24 protein-coding genes and 2 pseudogenes are annotated in these 24,041 nt (G+C 62.0%); 13 read left to right on the forward strand and 13 right to left on the reverse strand.

Features of this window, described 5'->3' with window-relative positions:
- Positions 1-12: 12 nt before the first annotated feature.
- Complete coding sequence (locus ACFJIU_RS14260) at positions 13-1,404, reverse strand: MFS transporter (protein ID WP_379072524.1); 1,392 nt, start codon at positions 1,402-1,404, stop codon at positions 13-15.
- Positions 1,405-1,505: 101 nt separating this feature from the next.
- Positions 1,506-2,177, reverse strand: coding sequence for an ArsR/SmtB family transcription factor (locus ACFJIU_RS14265; protein WP_379072526.1), 672 nt, complete (start codon positions 2,175-2,177; stop codon positions 1,506-1,508).
- Here ACFJIU_RS14265 and ACFJIU_RS14270 point away from each other — a divergent pair.
- Positions 2,103-2,780, forward strand: a complete 678-nt coding sequence (locus tag ACFJIU_RS14270; RefSeq protein ID WP_379072528.1) for a DUF2938 domain-containing protein — start codon at positions 2,103-2,105, stop codon at positions 2,778-2,780. The two genes, ACFJIU_RS14265 and ACFJIU_RS14270, sit on opposite strands and share 75 nt — an antisense overlap.
- Positions 2,781-2,839: 59 nt before the next feature.
- Positions 2,840-3,388, forward strand: coding sequence for an NADPH-dependent FMN reductase (locus ACFJIU_RS14275; RefSeq protein WP_379072530.1), 549 nt, complete (start codon positions 2,840-2,842; stop codon positions 3,386-3,388).
- 22 nt (positions 3,389-3,410) lie between these two features.
- Here the strand turns inward: ACFJIU_RS14275 and ACFJIU_RS14280 are convergent, their stop codons facing one another.
- The 5 genes from ACFJIU_RS14280 to ACFJIU_RS14300 form a co-directional block, all read right to left on the reverse strand.
- Positions 3,411-4,574, reverse strand: a complete 1,164-nt coding sequence (locus ACFJIU_RS14280; protein WP_379072532.1) for an ROK family protein — start codon at positions 4,572-4,574, stop codon at positions 3,411-3,413.
- Between the two features lie 264 nt (positions 4,575-4,838).
- A complete protein-coding gene (locus tag ACFJIU_RS14285) occupies positions 4,839-6,104 on the reverse strand; it encodes an ABC transporter substrate-binding protein (protein ID WP_379072534.1) in 1,266 nt (421 codons plus the stop codon).
- A 70-nt stretch (positions 6,105-6,174) separates the two neighbouring features.
- Positions 6,175-7,224 carry an aldo/keto reductase gene (locus tag ACFJIU_RS14290; protein ID WP_379072536.1) on the reverse strand — a complete coding sequence of 350 codons (1,050 nt, stop codon included), beginning with the start codon at positions 7,222-7,224 and terminating at the stop codon, positions 6,175-6,177.
- 10 nt (positions 7,225-7,234) lie between these two features.
- Positions 7,235-7,579: a TIGR04076 family protein gene (locus ACFJIU_RS14295; protein ID WP_379072538.1), complete on the reverse strand. Its 345-nt coding sequence runs from the start codon at positions 7,577-7,579 to the stop codon at positions 7,235-7,237.
- Complete coding sequence (locus ACFJIU_RS14300) at positions 7,572-8,288, reverse strand: GntR family transcriptional regulator (RefSeq protein ID WP_379072540.1); 717 nt, start codon at positions 8,286-8,288, stop codon at positions 7,572-7,574. Before ACFJIU_RS14300 ends, ACFJIU_RS14295 begins: the two co-directional genes overlap by 8 nt.
- Positions 8,289-8,453: 165 nt before the next feature.
- On the opposite strand from ACFJIU_RS14300, the gene ACFJIU_RS14305 reads away from it, so the two are divergent.
- The 5 genes and pseudogenes from ACFJIU_RS14305 to ACFJIU_RS14325 all read left to right on the forward strand — a co-directional run bounded on the left by ACFJIU_RS14305 (position 8,454) and on the right by ACFJIU_RS14325 (position 13,376).
- Positions 8,454-9,257, forward strand: a complete 804-nt coding sequence (locus tag ACFJIU_RS14305) for an ABC transporter ATP-binding protein (protein ID WP_379072542.1) — start codon at positions 8,454-8,456, stop codon at positions 9,255-9,257.
- Positions 9,254-10,006: an ABC transporter ATP-binding protein gene (locus ACFJIU_RS14310; RefSeq protein WP_379072544.1), complete on the forward strand. Its 753-nt coding sequence runs from the start codon at positions 9,254-9,256 to the stop codon at positions 10,004-10,006. The genes ACFJIU_RS14305 and ACFJIU_RS14310 overlap by 4 nt, the downstream gene beginning before the upstream one ends.
- Positions 10,003-10,914: a branched-chain amino acid ABC transporter permease gene (locus tag ACFJIU_RS14315; protein ID WP_379072546.1), complete on the forward strand. Its 912-nt coding sequence runs from the start codon at positions 10,003-10,005 to the stop codon at positions 10,912-10,914. Before ACFJIU_RS14310 ends, ACFJIU_RS14315 begins: the two co-directional genes overlap by 4 nt.
- Positions 10,911-11,935, forward strand: a pseudogene (locus tag ACFJIU_RS14320) (branched-chain amino acid ABC transporter permease). The gene ACFJIU_RS14315 and the pseudogene ACFJIU_RS14320 overlap by 4 nt, the downstream one beginning before the upstream one ends.
- On the forward strand, positions 11,919-13,376 hold the full coding sequence (locus ACFJIU_RS14325; RefSeq protein WP_379072548.1) for an aldo/keto reductase: 1,458 nt from the start codon (positions 11,919-11,921) through the stop codon (positions 13,374-13,376). Before ACFJIU_RS14320 ends, ACFJIU_RS14325 begins: the two are co-directional and overlap by 17 nt.
- 16 nt (positions 13,377-13,392) lie before the next feature.
- Here the strand turns inward: ACFJIU_RS14325 and ACFJIU_RS14330 are convergent, their stop codons facing one another.
- Positions 13,393-14,406: a helix-turn-helix transcriptional regulator gene (locus ACFJIU_RS14330; RefSeq protein ID WP_379072550.1), complete on the reverse strand. Its 1,014-nt coding sequence runs from the start codon at positions 14,404-14,406 to the stop codon at positions 13,393-13,395.
- A gap of 463 nt (positions 14,407-14,869) precedes the next feature.
- Between ACFJIU_RS14330 and ACFJIU_RS14335 the strand changes: the two are divergent.
- The 4 genes and pseudogenes from ACFJIU_RS14335 to ACFJIU_RS14350 all read left to right on the forward strand — a co-directional run.
- Positions 14,870-15,076, forward strand: a pseudogene (locus ACFJIU_RS14335) (TonB-dependent receptor plug domain-containing protein); the annotation flags it as partial.
- Between the two features lie 154 nt (positions 15,077-15,230).
- A complete protein-coding gene (locus tag ACFJIU_RS14340; protein ID WP_379072552.1) occupies positions 15,231-16,814 on the forward strand; it encodes a TonB-dependent siderophore receptor in 1,584 nt (527 codons plus the stop codon).
- Positions 16,808-17,992 carry an ABC transporter substrate-binding protein gene (locus ACFJIU_RS14345; RefSeq protein ID WP_379072554.1) on the forward strand — a complete coding sequence of 395 codons (1,185 nt, stop codon included), beginning with the start codon at positions 16,808-16,810 and terminating at the stop codon, positions 17,990-17,992. The genes ACFJIU_RS14340 and ACFJIU_RS14345 overlap by 7 nt, the downstream gene beginning before the upstream one ends.
- Positions 17,993-18,056: 64 nt before the next feature.
- Positions 18,057-19,127, forward strand: a complete 1,071-nt coding sequence (locus tag ACFJIU_RS14350) for a DUF2218 domain-containing protein (RefSeq protein ID WP_379072556.1) — start codon at positions 18,057-18,059, stop codon at positions 19,125-19,127.
- Positions 19,128-19,174: 47 nt separating this feature from the next.
- Here ACFJIU_RS14350 and ACFJIU_RS14355 read toward each other — a convergent pair whose 3' ends face one another.
- Complete coding sequence (locus tag ACFJIU_RS14355; protein WP_379072558.1) at positions 19,175-19,597, reverse strand: VOC family protein; 423 nt, start codon at positions 19,595-19,597, stop codon at positions 19,175-19,177.
- Positions 19,598-19,802: 205 nt separating this feature from the next.
- Here ACFJIU_RS14355 and ACFJIU_RS14360 point away from each other — a divergent pair, with 205 nt between their 5' ends.
- Positions 19,803-20,576 (forward strand): helix-turn-helix domain-containing protein, encoded by a 774-nt coding sequence (locus ACFJIU_RS14360; protein ID WP_379072559.1) that lies wholly within the window; start codon positions 19,803-19,805, stop codon positions 20,574-20,576.
- 14 nt (positions 20,577-20,590) lie between these two features.
- Here the strand turns inward: ACFJIU_RS14360 and ACFJIU_RS14365 are convergent, their stop codons facing one another.
- Genes ACFJIU_RS14365 through cueR form a run of 3 tightly spaced genes read right to left on the reverse strand, consistent with a single transcriptional unit; the run spans position 20,591 to position 23,064 of the window.
- Positions 20,591-21,031: a YqaA family protein gene (locus ACFJIU_RS14365; RefSeq protein WP_379072561.1), complete on the reverse strand. Its 441-nt coding sequence runs from the start codon at positions 21,029-21,031 to the stop codon at positions 20,591-20,593.
- A 31-nt stretch (positions 21,032-21,062) separates the two neighbouring features.
- Positions 21,063-22,580: a multicopper oxidase family protein gene (locus ACFJIU_RS14370; RefSeq protein WP_379072563.1), complete on the reverse strand. Its 1,518-nt coding sequence runs from the start codon at positions 22,578-22,580 to the stop codon at positions 21,063-21,065.
- A gap of 37 nt (positions 22,581-22,617) precedes the next feature.
- Positions 22,618-23,064 carry a Cu(I)-responsive transcriptional regulator gene (gene cueR / locus ACFJIU_RS14375; RefSeq protein ID WP_379072565.1) on the reverse strand — a complete coding sequence of 149 codons (447 nt, stop codon included), beginning with the start codon at positions 23,062-23,064 and terminating at the stop codon, positions 22,618-22,620.
- A 268-nt stretch (positions 23,065-23,332) separates the two neighbouring features.
- On the opposite strand from cueR, the gene ACFJIU_RS14380 reads away from it, so the two are divergent.
- Positions 23,333-23,557: a heavy-metal-associated domain-containing protein gene (locus ACFJIU_RS14380; RefSeq protein WP_129415810.1), complete on the forward strand. Its 225-nt coding sequence runs from the start codon at positions 23,333-23,335 to the stop codon at positions 23,555-23,557.
- Positions 23,558-23,704: 147 nt separating this feature from the next.
- Here ACFJIU_RS14380 and ACFJIU_RS14385 read toward each other — a convergent pair whose 3' ends face one another.
- On the reverse strand, positions 23,705-23,902 hold the full coding sequence (locus ACFJIU_RS14385; protein WP_379072567.1) for a hypothetical protein: 198 nt from the start codon (positions 23,900-23,902) through the stop codon (positions 23,705-23,707).
- Between the last annotated feature and the right edge of the window lie 139 nt (positions 23,903-24,041).

Genomic DNA, 24,041 nt, shown 5'->3' on the forward strand with positions numbered 1-24,041 from the left:
GCCGGCAGCCAATCAGCCGCGGGCCATGGCGGCGCAGGCTCCCTGCCTGCTGGATCGGACCGCGACAAGTGCCAGGACGATATAGAACAGGCTTGTGGCAGCAAAGGCCCAGCCATAACCGCGCACCACATCATCTTGCCTCGCGGCAACCGACATCAACACCGCCAGCCCGACAGTCGGCCCCAGTTCCATGGCGGTGTTCATGACGCCGCCGGCCAATCCCGCCTGGCGCAGTGGCACATTCGTCATCGAAAGCACCGCCGAGCCCGAAAACATCAGCGACATGCCGACAGCGACCAGGACGGTTCCGGGCATGACGCCGACGAGATAGCTCGCACCACCGGTGAGTCCGGCAAGAAGCCCGAGGCCGAGTGCAGCGATAATCAGGCCGCCGATGGTTGTCTGCGCAGCGCCAAAACGGCCGACCAGAGCCGGTGATAGATGGTTCGTTGCAATCAGCACGACGGCGAAAGGCAGGAACGCCAGCGTCGTCATCAGCGGTGACCAGCCGCGGACCTGCTGCAGGTAGAGCGACAGGATATATTCGATCGCGATCGACCCGACAGCAGCCAGCATCATGCCGAAGAGCCCGGTGATGCGGCAGGAATCGGCAAGGAAGGATGGCGGCAGCAAGGGATCGCGCATTTTTCCTTCGGCGACGAAAAACACGGTGAGCAGGATTGCCGAGGCGGTCAGCGGCACAAGAACCGGCGTGGAGGTCCAGGAATGGTCCCCGGTCATGATCAGACCGTAGCTGCCGAGAACGATGCCGCCCGTGGCCAGCAATGCTCCAAGCAGGTCAAGAGGTGGCCTTGCGACGGAATTTTCGTTGCTGTCCCGCGGCAGCAGCATGCTGGTGGTCATCAAGGCGATCAAAGCAACCAGGATGGGTACGGCAAACATCCAGCGCCATGAGACCCAGCTTGTGGCGATACCCGAAACGATGAAACCGAGAATGGCTCCAAGCACCGAAACACCACCCCATGTTGCCATGGCCCGACCGAAGTCCTTGGCGTCTGGAAACAGTCTGTGCAGCACGGACATTGCGGCGGGTGCGATCAAGGCGCCAGCGACGCCTTGGAGAAATCGCATTGCCGCAAGCACTTCATAACTCGGCGCTGCCGCAGCGATACCGGAAGCCGCGCCGAACACGAGCAGGCCAAGGACGAACATGCGCCTGCCGCCGTAGCGATCGGCCAGCCGGCCGCCGAACAGAAGCAAACCGCTGAACGGCAGCCCGTAGGCAACCTGAAGCAGCAGCACGTCCGTCGGCACCAACCCGAACTCGGCAGCTATTTTCGGCAGCGGCACCATGATCAGGGCGATGGTGAAGATCAGCGTGCTTTGCACGGTGGCGAGCATGACGAAGGCCAGGCGTTGCCGTTTTTTGATCAAGTCTGTCACGTTCTGATCCCTCCAATCGCGGACGCGCATGTCCGTTCGGCATGCGGGCCGAGGCGTTGTCTTTGTGATGATGCTGTAAGCGGACCGGCGGCCGTATCGGCTCAGCCGCTTTCGTAACCTTCGATGGCGAGGCCGGCGTCGAGCCAATCGGGAAAACCCAGTTCAAAACGGCGAGCGACCCAACCGCGCGCTTTGAGGATTGCCAGCGCATCGGCAGACAGCACGCAACGGATACCGCGGCAATAAGCAACGACAAGCTTCTCTCGCGGCAGTTCGGCCAGCCGATTTTCCAGTTCCTCGAGGGGGATGTTGATCGCCTGCGGCAAGTGCCCGGCGGCGAACTCGTCTTCCGGCCGGACATCGAGCAACACGATGGAATCTTCGCGCATGCGACGCAGCAACTCTTCGCGCGTTATGCTCTCCAGGAGGTTGGAGCGGCCGCTGCTGCCTTCGATCAGATCGCGGATCTGGACGCTGTTGTAGGCGGCGAGACTGCGCAAGGCGGCAAGCAAAGCCTCGATCGGACCATTGCCGAGGCGATAGAGCACGCGCTTGCCATCGCGGCGGGTCTGCACCAGGCCGGCCCGCTTCAAGCCCTGCAGATGCTGCGAGGCATTGGCGACGCCGAGGCCGGTCAGTTCGGTCAACTGCTCCACGGCTTTCTCGCCCTCCGCGATATGGTGCAGCAACACCAGCCGATGAGCATGGCCAAGAGTGCGGGCGATGTCCGCGGACAAGCCAAAGAGAGGATGGTGGGAGTCAGCATCTGTCATGACTTCGCTCTAACATCATTCAAACATTCAATCAATCTATTGAATGTTATTTTTCACCAAGGTATGACGGCGATCAATTCGACCACCGGGAATATCTGGAGTGGAACAATGAACGGCGATCTCATCCTACGGGCTGTGCTCATTGGCGTCGGAGCTACCACGGCAATGGACCTCTGGGCGCTTTTCCTGAGGCGCATGTTCGGAATTCCGTCCCTCGACTATGCCTGGGTCGGACGCTGGCTCCTGCATTTTCGGCATGGCCGCTTTGCACATGAGAACATCGCGAAAGCAGCCCCGATTTCCGGCGAAGCCATCCTCGGCTGGTGCGCGCACTATGCGATCGGCATTGCCTTTGCGGCACTTATGCTGGCGCTCGGCGGGGCCGGCTGGGCGCAACACCCCACCCCGCTGCTCGCGTTGACCGTCGGTCTCGTGACTGTCGTTTTTCCATTCTTTATCATGCAGCCAGCCTTTGGCTTTGGCATTGCCGCGTCTCGCACGCCCAAACCCGCCATCTCGCGCCAGCGCAGCTTGATCGCGCACTTCTCCTTCGGCGTCGGGCTCTATCTCTCAGCCCTGCTGCTCGCTTCGATTTCCGCCTAAACTGCATCGATTCCCCGCGGCGATCCGCTGGACAAAAGTCCCGCTCGGAGCAAAAGACGATGAGAATACTGGCGATCTGCGGCAGCCTGCGTGCGCGCTCCTCCAATCTCGCCGTGCTGCAGGCAGCGCAGATCCTCGCGCCACGGTCGCTTGAGATAACGCTCTTCGATGAACTGGAGGCACTGCCCTATTTCAATCCGGACCAGGATACAGACACTCCGCCTTCGTCCGTGTTGCGGTTGCGCGAGGCAATCGGCAGCGCCGATGGCCTGCTCATATGCAGCCCGGAGTATGCGCGCGGCATTGCCGGTGTCATGAAAAACGCGCTGGACTGGCTGGTCAGCAGCTTTGAATTTCCGGAGAAGCCCGTTGCCGTCATCAACGCGTCCCAACGATCAACGCATGCCGATGCGGCGCTGCGCCTGACATTGCAGACGATGTCGGCTCGTCTGATCGAGGATGCGTCGATCACCTTGCCCCTGCTGGGACGCAATCTCGACGCGGCAGGGATCGCTCAGGATCCGGAGCTTTCGTCGCAATTGCAAACTGCGCTCGAACATATGGAGCGCATCACCGGCGGCCTGACCGCAAAGCTGCAATCAGAATGACGCCGCGCGCAATCGTCCGTTGTCAGCTGGCGAGTTTTCGCTGATGCCCAGCCGCGCTTTCGAAATCGAAGAACTTCTGGATCGCGAGTGCCGACGCGCCGCGCAACCAGACATTGTTGTCCCAATCCACTTCCAGCGGCGGCGGCGCCCCGAAGGAATTCTCCTTCACCGCCCGGGCGAGAGGATCGATAAGCGCCCTGCCGAAACGCACCGCCTCGCCACCGACAACGACGACCTCAGGATCGACAAGGTCGATCATGCCGACCAGCCGCTCGCCGATTTCACGACCGATCTTGCCGAGATAGGCCAACGCTATCGGGTCGCCACTCTCGGCCGCCGCCTGCAAGTCGTCGCCTGACCCTCCGTCTCGCAACTCCTGCCATCCCCTTATGATCCCGGACTCCGAAAGGCGCCGGTTCCAGCTCAGTCGATCACTCGTCGCCCCGCCATCCCTGTCCGGGCGCACGAAGCCGATCTCACCCGCAGCGAAGCGCGCGCCCCGATGTATCTGGCCATTGAAGATCAAGGCAGCCCCAACGCCGGCGCTTATCACAAGCACCAGGGCGGACCCATGTGTGCGCCCATATCCAAACAATTGCTGGGCGATCGCGAAAGCATTGACGTCGTTTTCCACCCAGACCGGCACGCTGATACGCGCTGCGATCAACTCGGCAACGGGCACATTGCTCCAGCCGAAGTCATGGAATTCAAGGCAGATCCCACGATTGACATCGATAAGCCCCGGCATGGCAACTCCGATGCCGACAAGTTTTCGCGCATTGCCATTTTCCCTTTGCAAAACGGCCACCCCGCTTTCCACCGCGGCAGCAATCGCCTCGGGATCGTGGCTGGACAAGGGCACCCTGCATGTCCCGATCGGCCGTGTGGACAGATCCGTCAGCGTGCCTTCCACCCTGTCCGCCATGAGCTTGAACCCGATGGACCAATGCTGCTGATAGTCGATGCTGAGCGGGATGGGCTTGCGTCCGCCCGTGCTTTGCATGCCCTTTCCTTCGACCAGCATGCCTTCATTGATGAGTTCCGCCGTGACACCGGTAACTGCCGCAGGGCTGAGGCCGGTCATGGCCGCGATCTCGACGCGGCTGAGTCCACCTTCGCGGCGCAGGCAATTGAGAACCAGCCGCCTGTTCAACGCGCGAGTTGTGCTTTGATCGCCTTTGATCATGTTTAATTCAATAAATTAATGTCGCTGTGGCGCGCATATTGCGCCACAGTCCTACGCAGATCAAGCTCCCGCAAATTACGACCTTAGGATCAACTGTCCGAAGCTTGGCCGGCCAAGTGCGCCAGCGCTATTGCTAAGAATTTCCTCCTCTTATTTTGCAACCGAGCGAATCGGCAGTAGACGATTGACCTCTCAAAAACTTGGCCCCTTCTTCGTTTTGAACCGAAGAAAGGGGCCAATAGCTTTGCTGACAAATCGCCGATTCTATTTCTGAATGTCGGCTTTGGTCTTCGCAACCTCGTCGGCGCTCATCTCGCCGACCGTCTCGACCTTGCCATCCTTGACTTTCCACAATCGGAACGGGCCGGTGATGTCACCATACTGGTCGAAGGAAACCGGGCCGATAACGCCTTCGTATTTCACCGGCTTGCCTTCCTTGATCAGCGCAAGAGCCTTGGCGAATTCCTCCTTGCCGGCATGGATCGGCTCACCCTTGGCGGAGACCACTTCCGGGATCGCCGCCTTGATCGCCGCCGCGTCACCCTTACCGGCCTTGGCAATGGCCAGTGCCACGATCGCGCCGGCATCGTAGGAACGGTCCGCAGCCGGGGCATCCGGCTTGATGCCGCCGGAAAACGCCTCGTAGGCACCGTAGAAATAATCGGTCGACGCGGTCTTGCTCGTGCCGGACGAGGTGCCATAAGCATCGCTGAGATATTGTGCGCCGACCGCATCGATGAACTCGGCGGAATTCATGCCGTCATTGAGCAGGAATTTCTGGGCGCCGCCGCCGGAAATCCAGGCACGTGCGATCGTCGCGCCGTCGACTGGATAGCTGACCAGATAAAGCGCTTCCGGTTCACCAGCCATCGCCGCACTTGCTTCGGCGGAGTAACTCGCCTGTTTTTCGTTGTAAGGCGTGGTCGAGGTGATGGTGCCGCCGAGCTTCTTGTAGGCGTCGGCGAATTCCTTGACCATGTTGACGCCGAAGTCGTTGTTGACGTGGATGATGGCGAGCTTCTTCAGGCCGCTGTCGATTGCATATTTGGCAGCGGCGGTGCCTTGCAGCGCATCCGAGGTGATGGTGCGGAAGAAGACGCCGTTGGTCTTGCCATCCTTGCCAAGAGCAGTCAGCGTCGGCGACGAAGAGGCTGGCGACACCTGCACGATCCCAGCAGGAGCGGTCACCGAGGTCAGGATCGGAATCGACACCGATGAGATGATGCCGCCGATAATGACCGGCACCTTCTTGATGTTGACCAGTTGGGTCGCCTGATCGACGGCCACGTTGCCCTGGCTCTGGCTGTCGCGTGTGTCTGTGACGAGCTTGCAGCCACCGATGCCACCGGCCTCATTGAAGTCACGGAAGGCCATTTCCACGGATTTCGCGCCCGCCTGGCCATACTCGCCGGCAGGGCCGGTCAGTTCCATGACCAGCCCAACAGTGATGTCGCAATCCGCGGCCGAGACCGGCGCGGCTGACATGGCCAACGCCGCCAGCATCGTGGTGGCGAAAAGATGTTTCTTCATATCACTTCCCCTTTGTTATGGCCGAGCTCCCGACACGGCCTTGTTTGGTAGACTTGCGGGCCGCCCTGGCTCAGGCAACTCCCTTGTTGAGGTTGTATTTCATGATCGAGCCGTGACGGCCGTGGCGGTCACGCTCGAGCGTGTAGACGTCGCCCTCGATTTGCCGAGCTCGCGCCGACACGGCTTCGATCTGATCCTGGTCCTGGTCGGTCAGCCTGATGTCTGAAATGGCAAGGTTCGACGCCAGATGCGCGCGACTGCGCGCGCCGACGATAACGGCAGCAACCGAGGGCCGCGACAGCATCGCCGCGCTGGCGATGGTGGCAATGTCGACACCATGGCGGTCTGCCACGGCACGCAGCGTCCGCAACAATTCCTGGAACAGATCCCAGCCACCGAAATCGTCGATGATCAGTTTGTATTTGAGCAGCGACCGGTTCTCGTAGGGTTCGGCGGGTTCCGCCATGCCAAGCCAGCGGTCGCCGAGGAAACCACCGGCGACGGTGCCGTAGCACAAGAACGCGATGCCCGTTTCCGCGGCAAGGGCAGCCATGCGCTTGGCCGGCCGCGTATCGAGCAGCGAATATTGCACCTGCATCGAGGTCAGAGGCACCCCGGCCGCGATGATCGCCTCGACGTGATCGGTGTCGAAATTGGTGCCGCCGATCCGGTCGATCTTGCCGGCCTGCCGCAACTCGTTCAGCCAGCCCGCAGTCTCCAACCAGCGGGATGCCTCGTAGTCCCACCAATGGAACTGAACCAGGTGGAGCCGGTCGAGGTTGAGCCGCCGCAGAGATTGATCAATGACACTCTCGACATATGCCTTGGTGATGCGCGGCAGGACATCGAGATCGGGCACGAATTTGGTGTGCACCTTGATGCGATCGAGTGCCTGTTGGCCACGCTCATCCCGGTAACGCAGCCGGAAACGCCCGATCAGTTCCTCGACTCCGGTGTAGATGTCGGCACAGTCGAACGCGGTGATGCCAGCGTCGGCAAAGGCTATCATGTCGGCAACGGGATCGTCGCTCGACGCGGCGCCATGACCGCTGGCCATCTGCCAGCCGCCACGGATAACCCGCGAAATCTCATAGTCCGGCGCCAGACTGGCTCTCTGCATGCTCTTCGTCTCAATCATCGTTCAGAGGCACGGCCGTCGTTTCGGCATGGCGGAAGCGGCGCAAGCCGGTTCGGGTGATGCGGAAACGCGAGCTGCAATTTGGATCGGGACAAGCGACCTCGGCATCGGTTGTCATCCAGTCGTTCCTGTGCGTCGGCCGCTGCTTGGCTGGCAGGAGGGGCAGTAGCGCAGCCAGCGAATAGATCGAAAAGCCCTGCCCTTCCGGCAGATGCAGCATCTCGCCGCGCATTTCGAAATAATCGCCGACCCTGGCGCCGCAATAGATCGCCCCGCCTTCTGGCGCAGTCACCTCAACGCGCAGATCATAGAGATCGAAGGAATCATCGTCAGCCATGTCGCAGCTCCCGCGCGTCGGCCTCTTCGTCGTCGAGGCGGCCGCGGATCAGGTTGAACGACCGGGTGATGTCGTCGGTCAGCGACTTGACGGAGCCGGCAACGTCGCGGCGCTCGAGGGCTTCGATCAGCGCCCAGTGATGATGTGTAGCCGGGATGTCGCGGTTCTCGTCATGAATCTGGGCTGCGGTGCGGACATAAGGCCCCGACTGCAGCCAAAGGCTTTCGACGATCGGGATCAGCACCGCCGAACCGGCGGCCCGATAGATGTAGAAATGAAACGCGTGATTGAGCTCGGACGTCTTGTGCGCCTTGTCGTGATCGTTGCTGGCGAAAGCGGCCTCGCAGGCCGCAGTCAATCGCCTGAGCTCGATGAAGTCGGCAGCGGCCAAATTGGGCAAGGCCAGCGCCGTGATCTGCCCTTCGATGAGGCAGCGCGCGCGAGCCAGATCTTCCAATCGTTCCCGCGTGATCAACGGCACCCGCACGGAGCGGTTGGGGAGCGCCTCCAATGCCTGTTCGGAAACCAGACGCCCGAGCGCCTCGCGCACCGGCATGGTGCTGGTCTCGAGGATTTCGGCAAGGTCGACGATGCGCATCATCTCGCCTGCGTCGAACATGCCGTGGATCAGAGAGCGCCGCAGTTCGGCATAGACACGATCATGCAGCGTCTCGCGTACGACCGGCGAAAGTGCGCTGCGGCGGCTCATGCCGCAGATCCCCCGCGAAGGTTCAGGCAGATTTCACGGATTTCGCGATCAGACATTTCGTCCACCATTCGAAGCCCTCAAGCCATTGCTCATTTTCGTAGTTGCAATTTGCTCTGATGTAAAGTTTGATCAAACATCACAGATCAAAAAAATCGATCGGCCACAATGCAGCCTGTCGCAGATGCCCCTTCCGACATACCCCGCGGTCCGCTGGTCGAGGCGCGCGAACTGGTCAAGCAGTTTGGCGGCCTCCGCGCCGTCGACAGCATGTCTATCAGCCTGCATCGCGGCGAGATGGTCGGACTGATCGGGCCAAATGGCGCCGGCAAGACGACCCTCTTCAACCTCATCGCGGGCAGCCTCAAGCCGACATCCGGCTCGATCCGCATCGGCGGCGTCGAAGTCGCACAAGAGCGGTCGGAGCAGCGTATCGCACGCGGCATTGGACGCACGTTTCAGATTCCGCGTCCCTTCGCTGAAATGACAGTGCTGGAGAATGTCCTGACCGGCAGCCAGCGGCAGTCCGGCGAACGCATCTGGATGAACTTTCTCCAGCCGGGTCGTGTCGCAACCGAAGAGCGTCAGGCCGTCGACAAAGCCCGTGCGCTGCTGGACTTCGTCAAACTGTCCGGGCTGGAGGCTGAACCCGCGCGGGTTCTATCGGGCGGACAACGCAAGCTCCTGGAACTGGCACGCGTGCTGATGGCGGACCCCGAGACGATTCTGCTCGACGAACCGGCCGCCGGTGTCAATCCGACACTGCTCGAACTCATCATCGATCGCGTGCTCGAACTCAACGGCCAGGGCAGATCGATCCTGCTGATCGAGCACAACATGGATATGGTCGCCCGGCTATGCGGCCGTGTCGTCGTCATGGCTGCAGGAAAATTGCTGACGGAGGGAACGCCCGACGAAGTGTCGCGCAACCGCACCGTGATCGAAGCCTATCTCGGCGAGGTCACAGCATGACAGAGCCACCCTCCATCGCGCTGTCCACGCAAGCCCTCGTGGCAGGCTACGAGCCCGACCTGCCGATCGTGCGTGGCATCGACTTTTCGGTTCGCAGCGGCGAACTCGTCGTCGTTCTCGGCCCCAACGGCGCCGGTAAATCCACCTTCGTCAAGGCGATCGCCGGGCTGGTACCAATCCACTCAGGGATCACCCTGCTTGGTGATTTCGACATCACCGCCGTGCCGACGCATGAGAAGATCCGGCACGGGCTGGCCTTTGTGCCGCAGACCGAAAACATCTTCGCGACCATGTCGATCCAAGACAATCTCCTGCTGGCTGCAAATGTTCTGCCCAGGGAAAAGCGCGGCCGCCGCGTGGCGGACCTCTATGCGATGTTCCCCGATCTCGCGGCCCGTCCATCGCTGCGCGCCGGCCTGCTCTCGGGAGGCCAGCGCCAGATGCTGGCGGTGGCACGGGCGCTGATCGTCGAGCCGAGCGTTCTGATCCTGGACGAACCGTCGGCCGGCCTTTCCCCCAAGATCGTACAGGATGTCTTTTCACAGTTGAAAGCGATCAACGACACCGGCGTAACCATCATCCTGGTCGAGCAGAACGTGAAGGCGGCCCTCGTCATCGCCGATCGCGCGGCGATCCTCGTCGAAGGGCAGCTGCGCCATGAGGGACCGGCAGCGACACTCGCCGAGGACCCGATCGTCGCCGAGCTTTATCTCGGCGCCCGCCCCGCCGGAAAGGCGACCACGCCATGAACCCGCAATTGATCATGGATGGCCTGATCGCTGGCGCGATGATCGGGCTCGGCGCCATCGGCATCACGCTCACCTATTCGATCCTGCGCTTCGCCAATTTCGCGCATGGCGAAATGATCAGCTGGGGCGCGTATCTCACGCTCGCCGTGAGCAGCCTGCTCGGTTCACTGTCGGGAGCGCTGTTCAAGCCGATCGGGCCATTTTCCTTCGGCTGGTCGCTGCCGCTTGCCATACTTGCTGCCGTAGCGCTGACGGCGGCACTGGCGCTGCTGGTCGATGCCCTTTTGTTCGGTCCCTTGCGCCGACGCCGCAGCGCCATCATCATCATGGTGATGGCGAGCTTCGGGGCCTCGCTGGCTTTGCGCAGCCTGCTCGAATTCCTGTTCACCTCAAAACCCGTCTACTTTTCCAAGGCCCTGCAGATCGCGCTTCCGCTCGGCGGCGGCCTGCGCGCCACGCCCGACCAGCTCCTGTCGCTGGCCGTTGCCGCGCTTCTCGTCATGGTCGTTCACATACTGCTGACGCGCACGGCGATCGGTCGTTCCATGCGCGCCGTCAGCGAGAACCAGCAGCTTGCCGGCGTTGCCGGCATCGATGTCCGCAAGGTGATCCGCACCGTCTGGGTGCTGGGTGCCGGGCTTGCCTGCATTGCAGGCGTCATGGCTGGCCTTCTGGTACAGATCCGGCCCTATATGGGTTTCGACCTGTTGCTGCCGCTGTTTGCAGCCGCGATCCTCGGCGGCATCGGCAGTGTGCCCGGTGCGATGCTGGCAGGCCTGATCGTTGGTCTTGCCGAAGCGCTCGGCGTGCAGCTGATCGGCGCGGAATGGCGCGCAGCCGTCGCCTTCATGATCCTCGTCTTCGTCCTGTTGCTGCGTCCGCAAGGGCTGTTCGGGAGGGCCGAATGAGTGTGGAACTGATCGCCTATATCGCGTTCTTCCTGACCATGGCCCTGACTTATGCCGTCATGTGCCTGGGTCTCAACGTGCAGTGGGGGCAGACCGGCCTGTTCAACGTCGGCGTCGCCGGCTTCGTGGCCATCGGCGCCTACGTCTCCGCGCTGTTGACCACGCCCGATGCGCCGGACCGTTTTGGTGGCTTTGGCCTGCCAATACTGGTGGGCTGGCTGGGAGCGGCGTTTGCCACGGGCTTCGCCTCGTTTCTTGTCGGCTGGCTGACGATCAGGCTGCGCGCCGACTATCTCGCCATCGCCACCTTCGGCGTCGCGGTGACGGTGCAACTCGTCGCCCTTAACCTGCAAAGCATCACCGGCGGCCCCTTCGGCATCGGTTTCATTCCAAGGCCTTTTGCCAATTTGGCCGGCGATCCGCTGGCCTTCAGCCTGCTCAACCTCGGCGTGCTGGTTGTCGTGGTCGTCCTGCTCTACTTCGCGCTCGAACATTTGTTGCGCAGCCCGTGGGGACGCGTGCTGCGCGCCATCCGGGAAGACGAAACAGCAGCGCTGGCGCTGGGCAAGAACGCGACCGGCTTCCGCCTGCAGGCCTTCGCCATCGGCGGTGCCATCATGGGTCTGGCTGGAGCCACCCAGGCGCATTTCGTCGGCTTCATCGCGCCCGACAATTATGTCCCACTGCTTACCTTCCAGGTCTGGGCCATGCTGATCGTCGGCGGTTCCGGCAACAATCGCGGCGCCATCCTTGGGGCCATCGCGTCTGGGGCATCTGGGCGGCTTCAGCCGGCGCCATCGCCTCGCTGTTCCCCCCGGACCAGCAGGCTCGGGCGGCCGCACTGCGGATCGTGCTGATCGGCGTCGGCCTGTGCGCGATCCTGCTGCTGCGGCCCCGCGGCATCCTCGGCGAGGAACGCGTGGTTTCGCGCCATCTCGCCCGCCTGAAGCCGGGACGCCGGATGACATCCAACACCAGCCCTTCCGTTTCCGAGCGAGGCCCAAATGCCAACCACTCCTGAACGCACGACGTTGGCAGGGCTCGATATCAGCCGCTTGCTGTGCGGCCTGTGGCAGGTCGCGGACATCGAGAAAGGTGGCACGACTCTCGACCCCGAGCGAAGTGCCGATGACTTGCAGGCCTATGCCGCGGCCGGGTTCGACACGTTCGACATGGCCGACCATTACGGCAGCGCCGAAATCATCACGGGCCGACTGCTGGCGCGCTACCCCGAGGGCAAGCGACCACTGGCTTTCACCAAGTGGTGCCCGGAACCCGGCCCCATGACAGCCGATGTCGTACGAAAAGGCGTGCAGGAGCGGCTCGACCGGCTCGGCGTTGCAAAGGTCGACCTGCTGCAATTCCATTGGTGGAGCTTCGAGCATCCGGCATGGCTGGATGCGCTGCACGAAATGGCGCGGCTCAGGCAGGAAGGCCTGATCGGGGCGATCGGCGTCACCAACTTCGATGCCGCGCATCTGGGGCTGGCCCTTGCCGATGGCATCCCACTTGCCTCCAATCAGGTTTCCTTCTCCCTGGTAGACCGCCGTGCTGCCGGAGCGCTTTCCGAGCTCTGTATGCGCAGTGGGGTCAGGCTGTTCGCATACGGAACCCTGTGTGGCGGTTTTCTGTCGGACAAATGGCTGGGTGCACCGGAACCGGCGTCGATCACCGACTGGAGCCGTTCGAAATACAAGCGCTTCATCCACACTGCCGGCGGCTGGGAGGCCTTCCAGGGCGTGCTCGGAGCAGCAGGCGAAATCGCACGCAAGCACAAGGTCTCGATCTCCAACGTCGCGACACGCTGGGTGCTGGAACATCCGTCCGTCGCTGCAGCCATCATCGGCGCACGGCTCGGCGAAAGCGAACATCGCGACGACAATCTGAAAGTCTTCTCGTTCGCGCTCGATGAAGAGGATCTGGCTCGGCTTGAGGCGGCCTTTGCCGGCACACAGCCGATCCCTGGTGATTGCGGCGACGAATATCGCCGCCCACCCTTTCTGACCGCGTCGGGCGACCTCAGTCATCATCTCGACGCCCTGCCCTCGATCTATGTGGCAGCACCCGTTCCAGGACGGCCGGGTCGCTCACGCGTCTCGTCCGGCAGCGTCTGGGAACCCATCGCCGGCTTCAGCCGCGCCGTGCGGGTGAAGGATACGATCCGCGTTTCCGGCACGACCGCCACCCATGGCGCAGACCGTTGTGTCGCGCCCGGCGACGTCGGAGCGCAGACCACCTACATCCTCGACAAGATCCTGGCCTCGATCGCGGCACTCGGCGGCCGGGCAGAGGATGTCGTGCGCACGCGCATCTATCTTCGCGATGCTTCCTTGTGGGAGCCGGCATCGCGGGCGCACGGCCGCGTCTTCGGCGAAATCAAACCGGCGAACACCATGATCGCGGCCGGCGACCTTATCGGCGACTACGAGGTCGAGATCGAGGCAGAGGCAGTCGTCGACTGATCCGGGGCGGCTGCCCTTATTGCCTGGCTGGAGCGATTTCGCGCGGCGTCACGCCGAAACGGCGCCGGAACGCAGTCGCGAAATTGGCGGGGCTGGTATAGCCGGCGATATCACTGGCTCCTTGCACGGTCACGTCTCCAGCCTGCAGGGCGAGGAATGCGCGCTCCAGCCGGCGGTCGCGGATATATTCGAAAACGCTGGTCCCTTCTGCCTGCCGGAACAGTCGCTGCAGGCCACTGGCGCTGATACCGGCAGCCCGGGCAATCATTTCCACACTCAGCACGGCACCCGGCCGACTGTCGACGAGCTCCTTGGCCCGCTGCAGCCGGACGATGTCCTGGCGAGCGATGCCTGCACTCGACGAAAGCCTGCGCCCGGATTGCGTCACGGTGGCGAGCGTCTCGAGGATGATCTCGATGGCACGGCCCTCAAGATACAGCTTGTGCAATGCCGGCGAGAGTCCAGAAGGCGCCATCACCTGCTGAACGAGATCGATGACCCGCGGCGTCAATGTCCAGGCGTGATGCGCAAGATGATCCTTCAGGAAGCGGCTGGCCGGTCGGGCGTCTTGCATCTCTTCAAGCCCGTCGCGGTCGAACCACTCCGGCGTTGCCGAGACCACGAGATGACGCACATGCTGTCGACCGCGCGATGCTCGCCGGAAACTTTCGGAGTTGACGCTCATGATGGCACTGCCCCGCATGGCGCTTCGCGGATTTCCCTTGAACTCGAAATGGCGGTCGCCGATGTCTAGATCGACCTGGCCGTCGAGGAAGATGATGCACGACAAGCCTTCCTTGAGATGCGAGGTCACGGTGAACATCCGTTCCTCGACGACATCGCCGCCATGAAGAAAGAGGCCGCTGCGCAGCTCCTGATGCAGCAGCCTGCCTTCGATCAGCGTATCCTCCTCGGCAAGACGATCGTCGGGGCTGTCGAGAACGACCCCGTCCCTGGCCATGAAATCACGGACGCGCACCCGCTTGCCCTGCCCAGGCAGGTCGAGACTTCTGTCCGTTTGTGGCACCATCGACATCGCTTTCCGCTCGCATGCCAACCGCCGGCATCGCAAGGCTGAAGAATCATTCCCGCGCAAAGATGTCTGACCGTCCGGCAAAGGTCCCGGCGTTGTCACATATGCTTTGCTGCCCTATCCACTACTTTAACTTGACAAATGCAGTCAAATTTATTTGGGGCTTGGAATGGTTCGAATTGGCGTCACGGAATACCAGGCAGGCAGAGCATGGGGCGCCGTTCATGGCCGCCTGTTGCGCACCTCGACCCTGGCTTTCGGGGCGGTGTTGGCACTGCCGTTGTCTGCAGGCGCCCAGAATGCGAAGGAATCCACTCAGCTGGAAAAGATCACCCTCGAGGGCGAAAGCGCTCGTGGTCCCGACAAAGGCATTGTTGCCAAGCAAAGCACCAGCGCTTCGAAGACCAACACGCCGCTGAAGGAAACGCCGCAGGCCGTCAGCGTCGTCACGCGCGAGCAGATGAAGGCCCAGGGCGTCGACAGTGTCGCCGACGCGCTGCGCTACACGCCAGGCGTTCTCCCTGACCCGAACGGCTTCGACGTCCGCTACGACTGGCTCTATATTCGCGGGTTCAATGCCTATGGCACGACGTGGCTCGACGGGCTGGTGATGCCCGGTGATCCATCCGGCTATGCCACGCCCACCGTCCACCCCTATGCCCTCGAACGCGTTGAAGTCATCAAGGGGCCTGCCTCGGTCCTCTATGGACGCGCCGTGCCCGGCGGGCTGGTCAACCTCGTCAGCAAGCGTCCCCAGGAGACCGCACACCGCGAAGCGTCGATCAAGACAAGCGGCTTCGGAGGTATCGAGGGCGCTATCGATGTCACCGGCCCCCCTCACGCCGGATGGCGAATGGCTCTACCGCTTCACCGGCCTTGCCAAGAACATGCATACCCAGATCGACATGGAGCGCGATCGCAAGATCGTGCTGGCTCCAAGCCTGACCTGGAATCCTACCGCTGACACTTCGCTCACGCTCTATGGCTACTACCAGCGCGACCGCGACGTCTTCAGCCCGCGTTTCTATCCGGCTTCCGGCACATTGCTGCCCAATCCTGCCGGGCAAATTCCTCGCGACCTCTTCCTGGCCGACCCCAATGCCAACCAGTTCAACCGAGACTTCTTCGCCACTGGCTACGAGTTCTCGCATCGTTTCAGCGAGACCTGGACCTTACGCCAGAACCTTCGTTACGCCCGCGCCGAACAGGATATGTTCCTGGCCCTCGTCAACCCCGCCTTTGCCTACACAGGCGCTCCGTCCAGCCAGCTGAATCGGGTTTCCGGTGTAGCCGACGACAGCCTTTCCACCTTTGCGGTCGACAATCAGGCCGAGGCGGTGTTCGACACCGGTGCGCTCAACCACACCGTGCTGTTCGGCCTTGACTATGTGCACAGTGTCTCCGACACCAATTTCGGCAATACCGGGCCTGGTGTGAACGTGCCACCGCTCGACTTCCTCAATCCGATCTATGGGCGGATCATCCCGAATGCCCCGATCCAGCGCTCGGGCCTTCAGAAACAGGACCAGATCGGTTTCTACGCCCAGGACCAGATCCGCTATGACCGCTGGGTCGGCACGTTCGGATTGCGCTATGACCGATCCAAGGTCGAAAGCACGAACCGCATGCTGGCGAACGTGCAACCGGTCAAGACCGACGACGATCAGGTGACCTGGCGTGCCGGCCTCACCTACCTCTTCGACAACGGCCTGGCGCCCTATGCCAGCTACACCACATCGTTCCTGCCTACCCTGGGAACGGACAAGGCGAACAATCCCTTCCGTGCGCAGACCGCCCAGCAATTCGAGGTCGGCGTCAAATACGAACCTGTCGGCGCGCGCGGCATGATTGGCCTGTCGGTGTTCGACCTGACGCTCGAGAACGCGCTGACCCCCGACCCGAAAGACTCGCGCTTCTCCGTCCAGGCAGGCAAGCAACGTGTGCGCGGCGTCGAACTCGAAGGCAAGATGGAGCTCACGCCTGAACTCGACGTGTTGGCCGCCTATGCTTATTCGCATTCGGAAGTGCTCCGCTCGAACAGGCCGGTCGAACTCGGTCGCGAAATGCTCAGGCTGCCCGAGCACCAGGCCAGCCTGTGGGCGATCTATCGGCCGACCTATGTGCCCGGCCTCGCCCTCAGTGCGGGCGTGCGCGCCACCTCGTCCTACCAGACCGACAGTACCTACCTGGCGCAACTGCGTATCCCGGCCCGCACCCTTGTCGATATCGGCGCGGAATATGACTTCGGGGCAATCGACAAGACGTTCGAGGGCACCAAGCTGCAGGTCAATGTCAGCAATCTGTTCGACAAGAAGTATGTCTCGCACTGCCTGAACCTGACCGGCGGCAGCTGCAATTACGGTGCCGGACGGACGATCACCGCAGGCATCAACTACACATGGTGACGATGTCCGGCCGCCATATCCAGGGAACGCGCGCGGCCTTGGCGCCTATCCTGTCGCGCCCAGCGATCCTGGTGCTTGGCCTGGCCTTGCTGTTCGGCAGCCTCGGCTGGCGACCGGCCCATGCCGAGATCGTCCTGGTCGATGCGGCCGGACGTGAGGTGAGGTTGGAAAAACCGGCAACGCGGATCGTGACGAACGAGAGCCTGCTTCTGCTTTCTCTGGCGCTGATCGATGCCGACCCGGCCGCGAAAATCGTGGGATGGGCCGCTCCCAGACGCCTCGACAGCGGTATCCTGGCCGCTTTCCGCGAACGATTTCCTCAGGCCATGGACATTCCCGAGGTCGGCGGCGTACTGCCAACCAAGAGCTCCGCCGAAGCAATCCTCAGCGCACGTCCGGATATCTTCGTCGTCAGCATCTGGGATTCCGGCTGGAATGACATTGTCGAAATCCTGAAATCCGCCGGTGTCCCGACCATCTTCCTGGATAGTCCCAGGAACAGCACCCTCAGCCCTGCTGACGTAACCGCCTTCTCGATGACCTTGCTCGGCAAGGCGATCGGCCAGGATGGGAAGGCCGCTGAATATGCCGGGTTCGTCAAGGAGCACTACCGTCTGATCGAAGAACGGCTGAAGCGCGCGAAAGATCGGCCTAGCGTACTGATCGACGCCCACGCCGGAGCCGTCTGCTGCTCTTCGCCAGGCGCAGGCAACCGCATGACCGAAGCCGTCGAAATGGCTGGCGGACATAGCATCGGCGCCGATGTTCCCGGCTATGACGGGCAGCTCAGCGCCGAGTTTGTCCTCGGCGCGGACCCCAACATCTACATCGCGACCGGCGGCCCGCACCTTGCCGCACAGGGCGGGCTGGTGGTGGGAGGCGGGGTGAGCGCGCAATCGGCGCGGACCTCGCTGGAGAAGGCAGTCGGCCGCGACTTCCGCGGCGAACTGACGGCCGTGCGCGCGGGGCGCACCTACGCCGTGTCACACCAGCTCTCGATCTCGGCCCTGAGCTTTCTCGTCTTCGAATGCTTCGCCAAATGGCTGCATCCAGAGCTCTTCAGCGATCTCGATCCAGACCGCACCCTGGCAGAGATCAACAAACGCTTCATGGCCATACCGCTCGAAGGCACGTTCTGGATCGGTTTGAAGGAAGATGCCGCGGCAGCCCCGCAATAAGGTCTCCAACCGCAGCGTGTCGAAGGTACTTGAAGAGACCCTAGCTGAACGCAAGGCTTTGATCATGATGACATTTTCCGCCCAGACCCGTGTCGCGCTGTCCGATCCTGAAGCAATCATCGCACCGGTCTGCGAACACATGCTCGAACATGGCGGCATTGCACGCACGGAGGATGGCGTCCGTACCCTCGAATTCTCCGGTGCGCGTGCGCGATTCAGCCTGACCAATGACGGAACATTGGTGGACGTCGAGGCAGACAGCCTGGAGAGCCTCTATTTCGTGCGGGTTGCAGTTGCCTCGCATATCCTGGAATTCGCGGAGCCCGCCTCCCCCACCATCGTCTGGCACGGCGATGGCGATGACCTGGCGCGCCCGCCCAATTTCCAGATCCTGCGCATAACCGCTGTACAGGACATCACGCCGCATATGCGCCGCATCTCATTTCACGGCGACAACGTAGCCCGCTTCGCAGGAATGAGTGCGCTGCATCTCAATCTCCTTTGCCAGCATCCCGACCTCGCGGCACCGCAGTGGCCGACGGTCGGCAGCAACGGACTGGCCCAATGGGGCGATCCGGCAAGACGCCCGGCCTTTCGAAAATACACAGTGCGCTCGCTTGATGTCGCTGCAGGCAGGCTCGACATCGACTTCGTGCTCCATGCCGATGCCGGCCCCGGATCGGCGCTCGCCGAGACCGCACGGATCGGTGCCGAAATCGGTGTCATCGGCCCGGGCGGCGGCGGCCTTGTCGATGCCGACTGGTATCTCTTCGCGGGAGACGAGACTGCCCTGCCCGCCATTGCCCGTATGCTGGAATGCCTTCCCGCGCAAACGCGTGGCAAGGCATTCATCGAAGTCCCTGACAAGAGCGAAGTCCAGCAGCTCAAATTCCAGGCTGGGATCGAGGTGACCTGGCTTCATCGCAATGGTGCCGCCGCGGGCACGACATCACTGCTGATCGATGCAGTGCGAAGCACCATTCTTCCGGACGACGAATCGTCCGTCTACGTCTGGGCCGGCTGCGAATTCGCCACGTTCCGGCAGATTCGCAGCTATTGCCGCGGTGAGCTCGGGCTGAACAAGGAACAGCACCTGGTGGTGTCCTATTGGAATCGCGGCAACAACTCCGAGTGAACACGCGCTCTGCCGCGAACCATGCTTGCCAGGAATGACCGCTGCCATCATTCCTCGGGGAGAAAGGCAGGATTGTAGACGATTTCCCAGAGATGGTCGTCCGGGTCCTGGAAATAGCCGGCATAACCGCCCCAGAACGTCTTCTGCGCAGGTTTCACCAGCCTCGCTCCGGCAGCAATGGCTTTTTCCATCACGGCATCCACCTCCGCTTCGCTAGCCACATTGTGGCCAAGCGTCAGTTCGGTGGGGCTACGGCCGGTTTTCGCTATCCCTGCATCATGGGCAATGTCGTCTCGCGCAAAAAGCGCGAATTTCGACCCACCCTGCAGATCGAAGAAGACAACGGCGCCATGCTCGAATTCGGTACCGATGATTCCTTCCGTCGGCAGCCCCAGACCATCGCGGTAGAATTTGAGCGACGTCTCGAGATCATCGACGCCAAGTGTGATGACACTGATCCTCGGTTTCATGGTTCTGACCTTTCATAGTGGATTGTCTCATAGCCACCTCCGCTGCGGTGATGGCCTTGTACTATCTCTCTTCAAATGAACGGCATTGCTTGAACATTTCGGCCAATCTCGCTCTCCGACGCGGTCGGCGGGTTGAACCTCGCTGCTGGCGGGCGTACCTGTGGCGAACGAGACCGGCCGATGTGGAAAGGCCAGGGAGATCATCATGCAGGCGGTGCCCGCCCAGGCAACCGGCCACTATCAAGAGCGTCCGGTTGCGCCTTTCCTGCGCGACTGGTTCTCGACCGTCTGGGCTCACCAGATGCCGGAAGCCGAAGCTCCGCCTGTCATCGTGACACCTGACGGCACGATCGACCTGCAATGGATCGACGGGCGTTTCCGCATTGCCGGCCCCGACAGGGACCCGCAAACAGAGACCATACCGGCAGGCACCGCGGTGATCGGTTTCCGCTTCCAGCCGGCAGCGGCAGCGACCTGGCTGGGCGTTCCTGCCACTGAACTGCTTGGCGAGCGCCTGGCGATCGAGACCGTGCTCGGTCGAAAAGGCCGGCAGCTGGATGCAAACATCCGCCCCCAGAGCGATCTCGCCGAACTCATTGCTTCCATCGAGGAGAGTATTGCGAATGGTGCTCACGGCCATAGTGGCGACTACGCCATGCGAGCCGCGTTCCGCCTGATCGAAGCCGGTCCGCCCGAGGATGCGCCGCTCATCCCCTGGCTGGGGCGAGCACTGGCAATGAGTGATCGCACGCTGAGGCGCCGTTTCGACGACAGCTTCGGCTACGGCCCCAAAACGCTCGACCGGATCCTGCGCTATCAGCGCTTCCGACGCTTGTCGCAAAGCTCGCAGGCATCAACGGCGGTGTTGGCGGTGGAGGCCGGTTATGCGGATCAGGCGCATCTGGTGCGGGAAAGTCGACGCCTGACCGGCAGCACGCCGGGGCAACTCGAGCGCATCCTGACCGGCGCGAACGCCTGACTGCCGGCCACTCCTCAGCCTGTCACCCATGCATGCCCGATAACGATGGCCGCATAGCGCGCCGCCTTGCCGAACCCGACCAGCACGACGAAACGCGATAGGCTGACACGTGCCGCACCCGCAGCGACCGTCAGGGCGTCACCAATGACCGGCAGCCAGGCGAAAGGCAGCGTCCACAGGCCGTAGCGCCTGAACAGGCTACCGGCCTTCTCATAATATTCACGAGATACGGGAAACCAGCGACGGCCATGCAGCACTTCGACGCCGCGGCCGATCGCCCAGTTCACCACCGATCCCACCGTATTGCCGACCGTCGCCACGACGGCAAGAAGGACGGGGTCGCCACGACCGGCGGCAAGCAATCCCAGAAAAACCAGTTCGGACGATGCCGGCAGCAGAGTTGCGGCGAGAAACGCGCTGACGAACAACGCGCCATAGGATGCGAGTACCTCCATCAAACCCAATATGACCCGCCGCCCTTCATGCTCAGACTGTTACGTCGACAATGCCCATCATGCCAAGCTGTTCGTGCTCCAGGATGTGGCAATGATACATACGCAGCCCCGGCAGATCCTGCTTCAGCAGCAGCCTTACGGTTTCACCCTTTGCGACGTTGACCGTGTCTTTCCAAGCCCGATAGGCTGACGGGCTCACCTTGCCGTCGCGCTCGTGCTCAACCACCTGGAACTGGGTACCGTGGACGTGGAATGGATGGTCCATGTCAGCCTTGTTGATCACTTCCCACAGCTCGACTTCGCCAACCCTGGCGGTCACGTCGACGCGTTTCATGTCAAAGGCGACATCATTGATGAAAAAGCCCATTTCCATGCCGCTGGCGCCCATGCCCATCTTCTCGGTGAAGACGAAACGACGGTTGATTGTCGCATTGCCGAGGGCCGCAATGGCACGCAGTTTTTCGGGCAGCGGCGGCATCGGCTCGTCCGCTTCGCTGGCTACATTGACGGTCAGCAGCGTCAGCCCGGAATCGTCCGGCTTGCCCGGGCCCATCCAACCACGCTCATAGGCAAGCGTTTCGAGCTTAACTTCACCCGGCCTATCGAACGAAACCACCAGTTCGAGCCGTTCCGCCGGCGCCAGCAACACATCGCCGACCGCGACCGGAGCCTCCAGCAAACCACCGTCGGTGCCGATCACGGTCATAGTCGCCGCGCCGAAGAAGAGTTTCAGGAAGCGGGCGTTGGTGGCATTGAAGAGGCGGAAGCGGCGTTTGGCGCCAAGCGGCACGTCGAGGACCGGGTTTTTCTGGCCATTGACCAGGACATGATCGCCGACACGGCCGTTCATCAGATCCATCATCGAATTTTCCGGAATGGACCCATCAGCCGCAAGACGCAGGTCCGTGAAGACGAGAACCGTATCGCCATATGCCGCAGGCACCGGATCGGCCTTCGGCTTGACCAGGAAGATACCGGCAAGCCCCCGATAAACCTGTTCGGCCGTCCTGCCGTGCGGATGCGGATGAAACCAGTACGAAGCAGCACTCCCGGCTGGCAGATCGAATGCATAACGGCGGGTGGCACCAGCGACGACGGGATCCATCGGATTGCCATCCTGTTCTGCCGGCACCGGCATGCCATGCCAGTGGATTGTGCTGTCCTCGCCTGGAATATCATTGGTGAAATCGATCTCGATGCGATCGCCTTCGAAGGCCTCGATCAGCGGCCCTGGGCTCATGCCGTTGTAGGCAAGCACGGGCGTTTCGACGCCTTCGGCAAAACGGGCCGTCGCCGGCGCCGCCGCCAGCCTGGCGCGGAACAGACCGGCGTCGGTGCTCTCGTTGGCCAACCGAGGCAAGTCACGCAACGCTTCGCCCTCCTTCAGCATCAGCGACGCGGCGGGCTTGGCGGGATGGGCCGGCATGCCGTGGGCGGAATGATCCATGCCTGGCATTGCGTTCATGTCGTCCATCTTCATTTGCGCCAATGCCTGGCTGCCGGCAGCAAGTGTCGCAAGACCCGCCGTGAGAAAGGTGCGCCGATGCATGGGGAACTCCTGTTGCTCTGTTCTTGATCGTTGCGGTTCAATGCCCGCCATAACGCCTGGCGGTGGCGCGCTTTGGTTTGGGCGGAACTGCTTCATGGCCGCTCGATAGTTCTTCGATGATCGGACAATTCGGCCGCTCGTCGCCGTGGCACGTCTTGGCCAGATGCCGCAGCGTCTCCGCCATGGCGCGCAGCTCGCGCATCTTGCGCTCCAGCTCGACGACATGTGCCATCGCAAAACGCTTCACGTCGCTGCTGGCGCGCGAACGATCGCTCCACAGCGCGAGCAGGTTGGTCATCTGTTCGACAGAAAAGCCGAGATCGCGTGCCCGCCGGATGAAGCGCAGCATATGTATCTCATCCGCCGAATAGTCCCTGTAGCCGGCTTCGGTGCGTGCCGGACTGGCGATCAATCCGACCTGTTCGTAGTATCGGATCATCTTGGCCGATACGCCCGAAGCGCTGGACGCCTGCCCGATGTTCATTGGCCGCCCCTCGTCCAGCAAGGATGGGTGACGTTGCTTTGGTGGAAGAAAAAGGTCGGCACAATCATGGATTTCGCAACTCCCTTGCGGTTGTTGCAGCTGCAGATAAAGCTTCCAGTTACTGGAAGGTCAAGGCGCAACTTCTGAAATTTCGTCGGGGCGCGTGGGTCGCAAGTCGCGCATCACAAATCCCGCGCAGGAAGGCGCTTGACCTTCCCAGCATGGCAAGGCCCACAACCGGCTCATCAGCCACGAAAGGAGTGTTCCGATGCTGAACCTGAAAGTTCCGGAAATGACATGCGGCCATTGTGCCAGCACGGTCGAGAAGGCGGTGAAAGGTGTCGATCCAAAAGCCAAGGTGACAGTCGACCTCGGCGCATCAACCGTTTCGGTGGAAGGCGCTGCCGACGAAGACGCCGTGGCAGCCGCAATCCTGCAGGCCGGCTACGCCAATGAGAAGCTTGTCGTCAGCTGCTGTGGCAGCTGCCACTAGAGCGCTTCTGTTCCTGGAACTCCCGCAAAAATGCTCTTATGAAAAACGGCCCCGTGCTTTGACGGGGCCGTTAAATCTCCGACTCGCTGCCAACCGGGAAAGACGCTTCGTCGCGCCACTCGCGAATGGCTAGCCAGCAAATCTCATTCAGCTGCCCATCCATTGCGGCAGGCAGGCCTTGGCGATGATATGCGCCGGCGGAACCGACGGCTCGATGCCCGAACGCATTCGGGCCCTTTCCAGAAGCAGACGTACATGTTCCGGCCGCCAGCCGTCGCGCTCCATCACGAGCTGCACGATCTGGTCGCCCAAAAGCTCTTCCAGTGTCTCTCTGCGCTCACTCATGTCTCGCCTCTTCGAAGGCCACCCGCGATGCATAGATAGGGCGCCAAACATGGCAGACCAATGATGCTTCGTCGGCTATTTCGAGGAATTTAAAGAAAAAAATGCGGCAGCGTCCGCGATGTGTTTCACATTCGCTCGA

Origin of the sequence: Mesorhizobium sp. UC74_2 (assembly GCF_042701485.1) — a bacterium.
GTDB lineage: Bacteria > Pseudomonadota > Alphaproteobacteria > Rhizobiales > Rhizobiaceae > Mesorhizobium.

Excerpts from the sequence above, each read along its gene's own strand:
- ACFJIU_RS14270 (WP_379072528.1), top strand. The coding sequence starts at position 2,103 with ATGAGCATGGCCAAGAGTGCGGGCGATGTCCGCGGACAAGCCAAAGAG.
- ACFJIU_RS14265 (WP_379072526.1), bottom strand. The coding sequence starts at position 2,177 with ATGACAGATGCTGACTCCCACCATCCTCTCTTTGGCTTGTCCGCGGAC.
- ACFJIU_RS14275 (WP_379072530.1), top strand. The coding sequence starts at position 2,840 with ATGAGAATACTGGCGATCTGCGGCAGCCTGCGTGCGCGCTCCTCCAAT.
- ACFJIU_RS14280 (WP_379072532.1), bottom strand. The coding sequence starts at position 4,574 with ATGATCAAAGGCGATCAAAGCACAACTCGCGCGTTGAACAGGCGGCTG.
- ACFJIU_RS14285 (WP_379072534.1), bottom strand. The coding sequence starts at position 6,104 with ATGAAGAAACATCTTTTCGCCACCACGATGCTGGCGGCGTTGGCCATG.
- ACFJIU_RS14290 (WP_379072536.1), bottom strand. The coding sequence starts at position 7,224 with ATGCAGAGAGCCAGTCTGGCGCCGGACTATGAGATTTCGCGGGTTATC.
- ACFJIU_RS14295 (WP_379072538.1), bottom strand. The coding sequence starts at position 7,579 with ATGGCTGACGATGATTCCTTCGATCTCTATGATCTGCGCGTTGAGGTG.
- ACFJIU_RS14300 (WP_379072540.1), bottom strand. The coding sequence starts at position 8,288 with ATGAGCCGCCGCAGCGCACTTTCGCCGGTCGTACGCGAGACGCTGCAT.
- ACFJIU_RS14305 (WP_379072542.1), top strand. The coding sequence starts at position 8,454 with ATGCAGCCTGTCGCAGATGCCCCTTCCGACATACCCCGCGGTCCGCTG.
- ACFJIU_RS14310 (WP_379072544.1), top strand. The coding sequence starts at position 9,254 with ATGACAGAGCCACCCTCCATCGCGCTGTCCACGCAAGCCCTCGTGGCA.
- ACFJIU_RS14315 (WP_379072546.1), top strand. The coding sequence starts at position 10,003 with ATGAACCCGCAATTGATCATGGATGGCCTGATCGCTGGCGCGATGATC.
- ACFJIU_RS14325 (WP_379072548.1), top strand. The coding sequence starts at position 11,919 with ATGCCAACCACTCCTGAACGCACGACGTTGGCAGGGCTCGATATCAGC.
- ACFJIU_RS14330 (WP_379072550.1), bottom strand. The coding sequence starts at position 14,406 with ATGGTGCCACAAACGGACAGAAGTCTCGACCTGCCTGGGCAGGGCAAG.
- ACFJIU_RS14340 (WP_379072552.1), top strand. The coding sequence starts at position 15,231 with ATGTCACCGGCCCCCCTCACGCCGGATGGCGAATGGCTCTACCGCTTC.
- ACFJIU_RS14345 (WP_379072554.1), top strand. The coding sequence starts at position 16,808 with ATGGTGACGATGTCCGGCCGCCATATCCAGGGAACGCGCGCGGCCTTG.
- ACFJIU_RS14350 (WP_379072556.1), top strand. The coding sequence starts at position 18,057 with ATGATGACATTTTCCGCCCAGACCCGTGTCGCGCTGTCCGATCCTGAA.
- ACFJIU_RS14355 (WP_379072558.1), bottom strand. The coding sequence starts at position 19,597 with ATGAAACCGAGGATCAGTGTCATCACACTTGGCGTCGATGATCTCGAG.
- ACFJIU_RS14360 (WP_379072559.1), top strand. The coding sequence starts at position 19,803 with ATGCAGGCGGTGCCCGCCCAGGCAACCGGCCACTATCAAGAGCGTCCG.
- ACFJIU_RS14365 (WP_379072561.1), bottom strand. The coding sequence starts at position 21,031 with ATGGAGGTACTCGCATCCTATGGCGCGTTGTTCGTCAGCGCGTTTCTC.
- ACFJIU_RS14370 (WP_379072563.1), bottom strand. The coding sequence starts at position 22,580 with ATGCATCGGCGCACCTTTCTCACGGCGGGTCTTGCGACACTTGCTGCC.
- cueR (WP_379072565.1), bottom strand. The coding sequence starts at position 23,064 with ATGAACATCGGGCAGGCGTCCAGCGCTTCGGGCGTATCGGCCAAGATG.
- ACFJIU_RS14380 (WP_129415810.1), top strand. The coding sequence starts at position 23,333 with ATGCTGAACCTGAAAGTTCCGGAAATGACATGCGGCCATTGTGCCAGC.
- ACFJIU_RS14385 (WP_379072567.1), bottom strand. The coding sequence starts at position 23,902 with ATGAGTGAGCGCAGAGAGACACTGGAAGAGCTTTTGGGCGACCAGATC.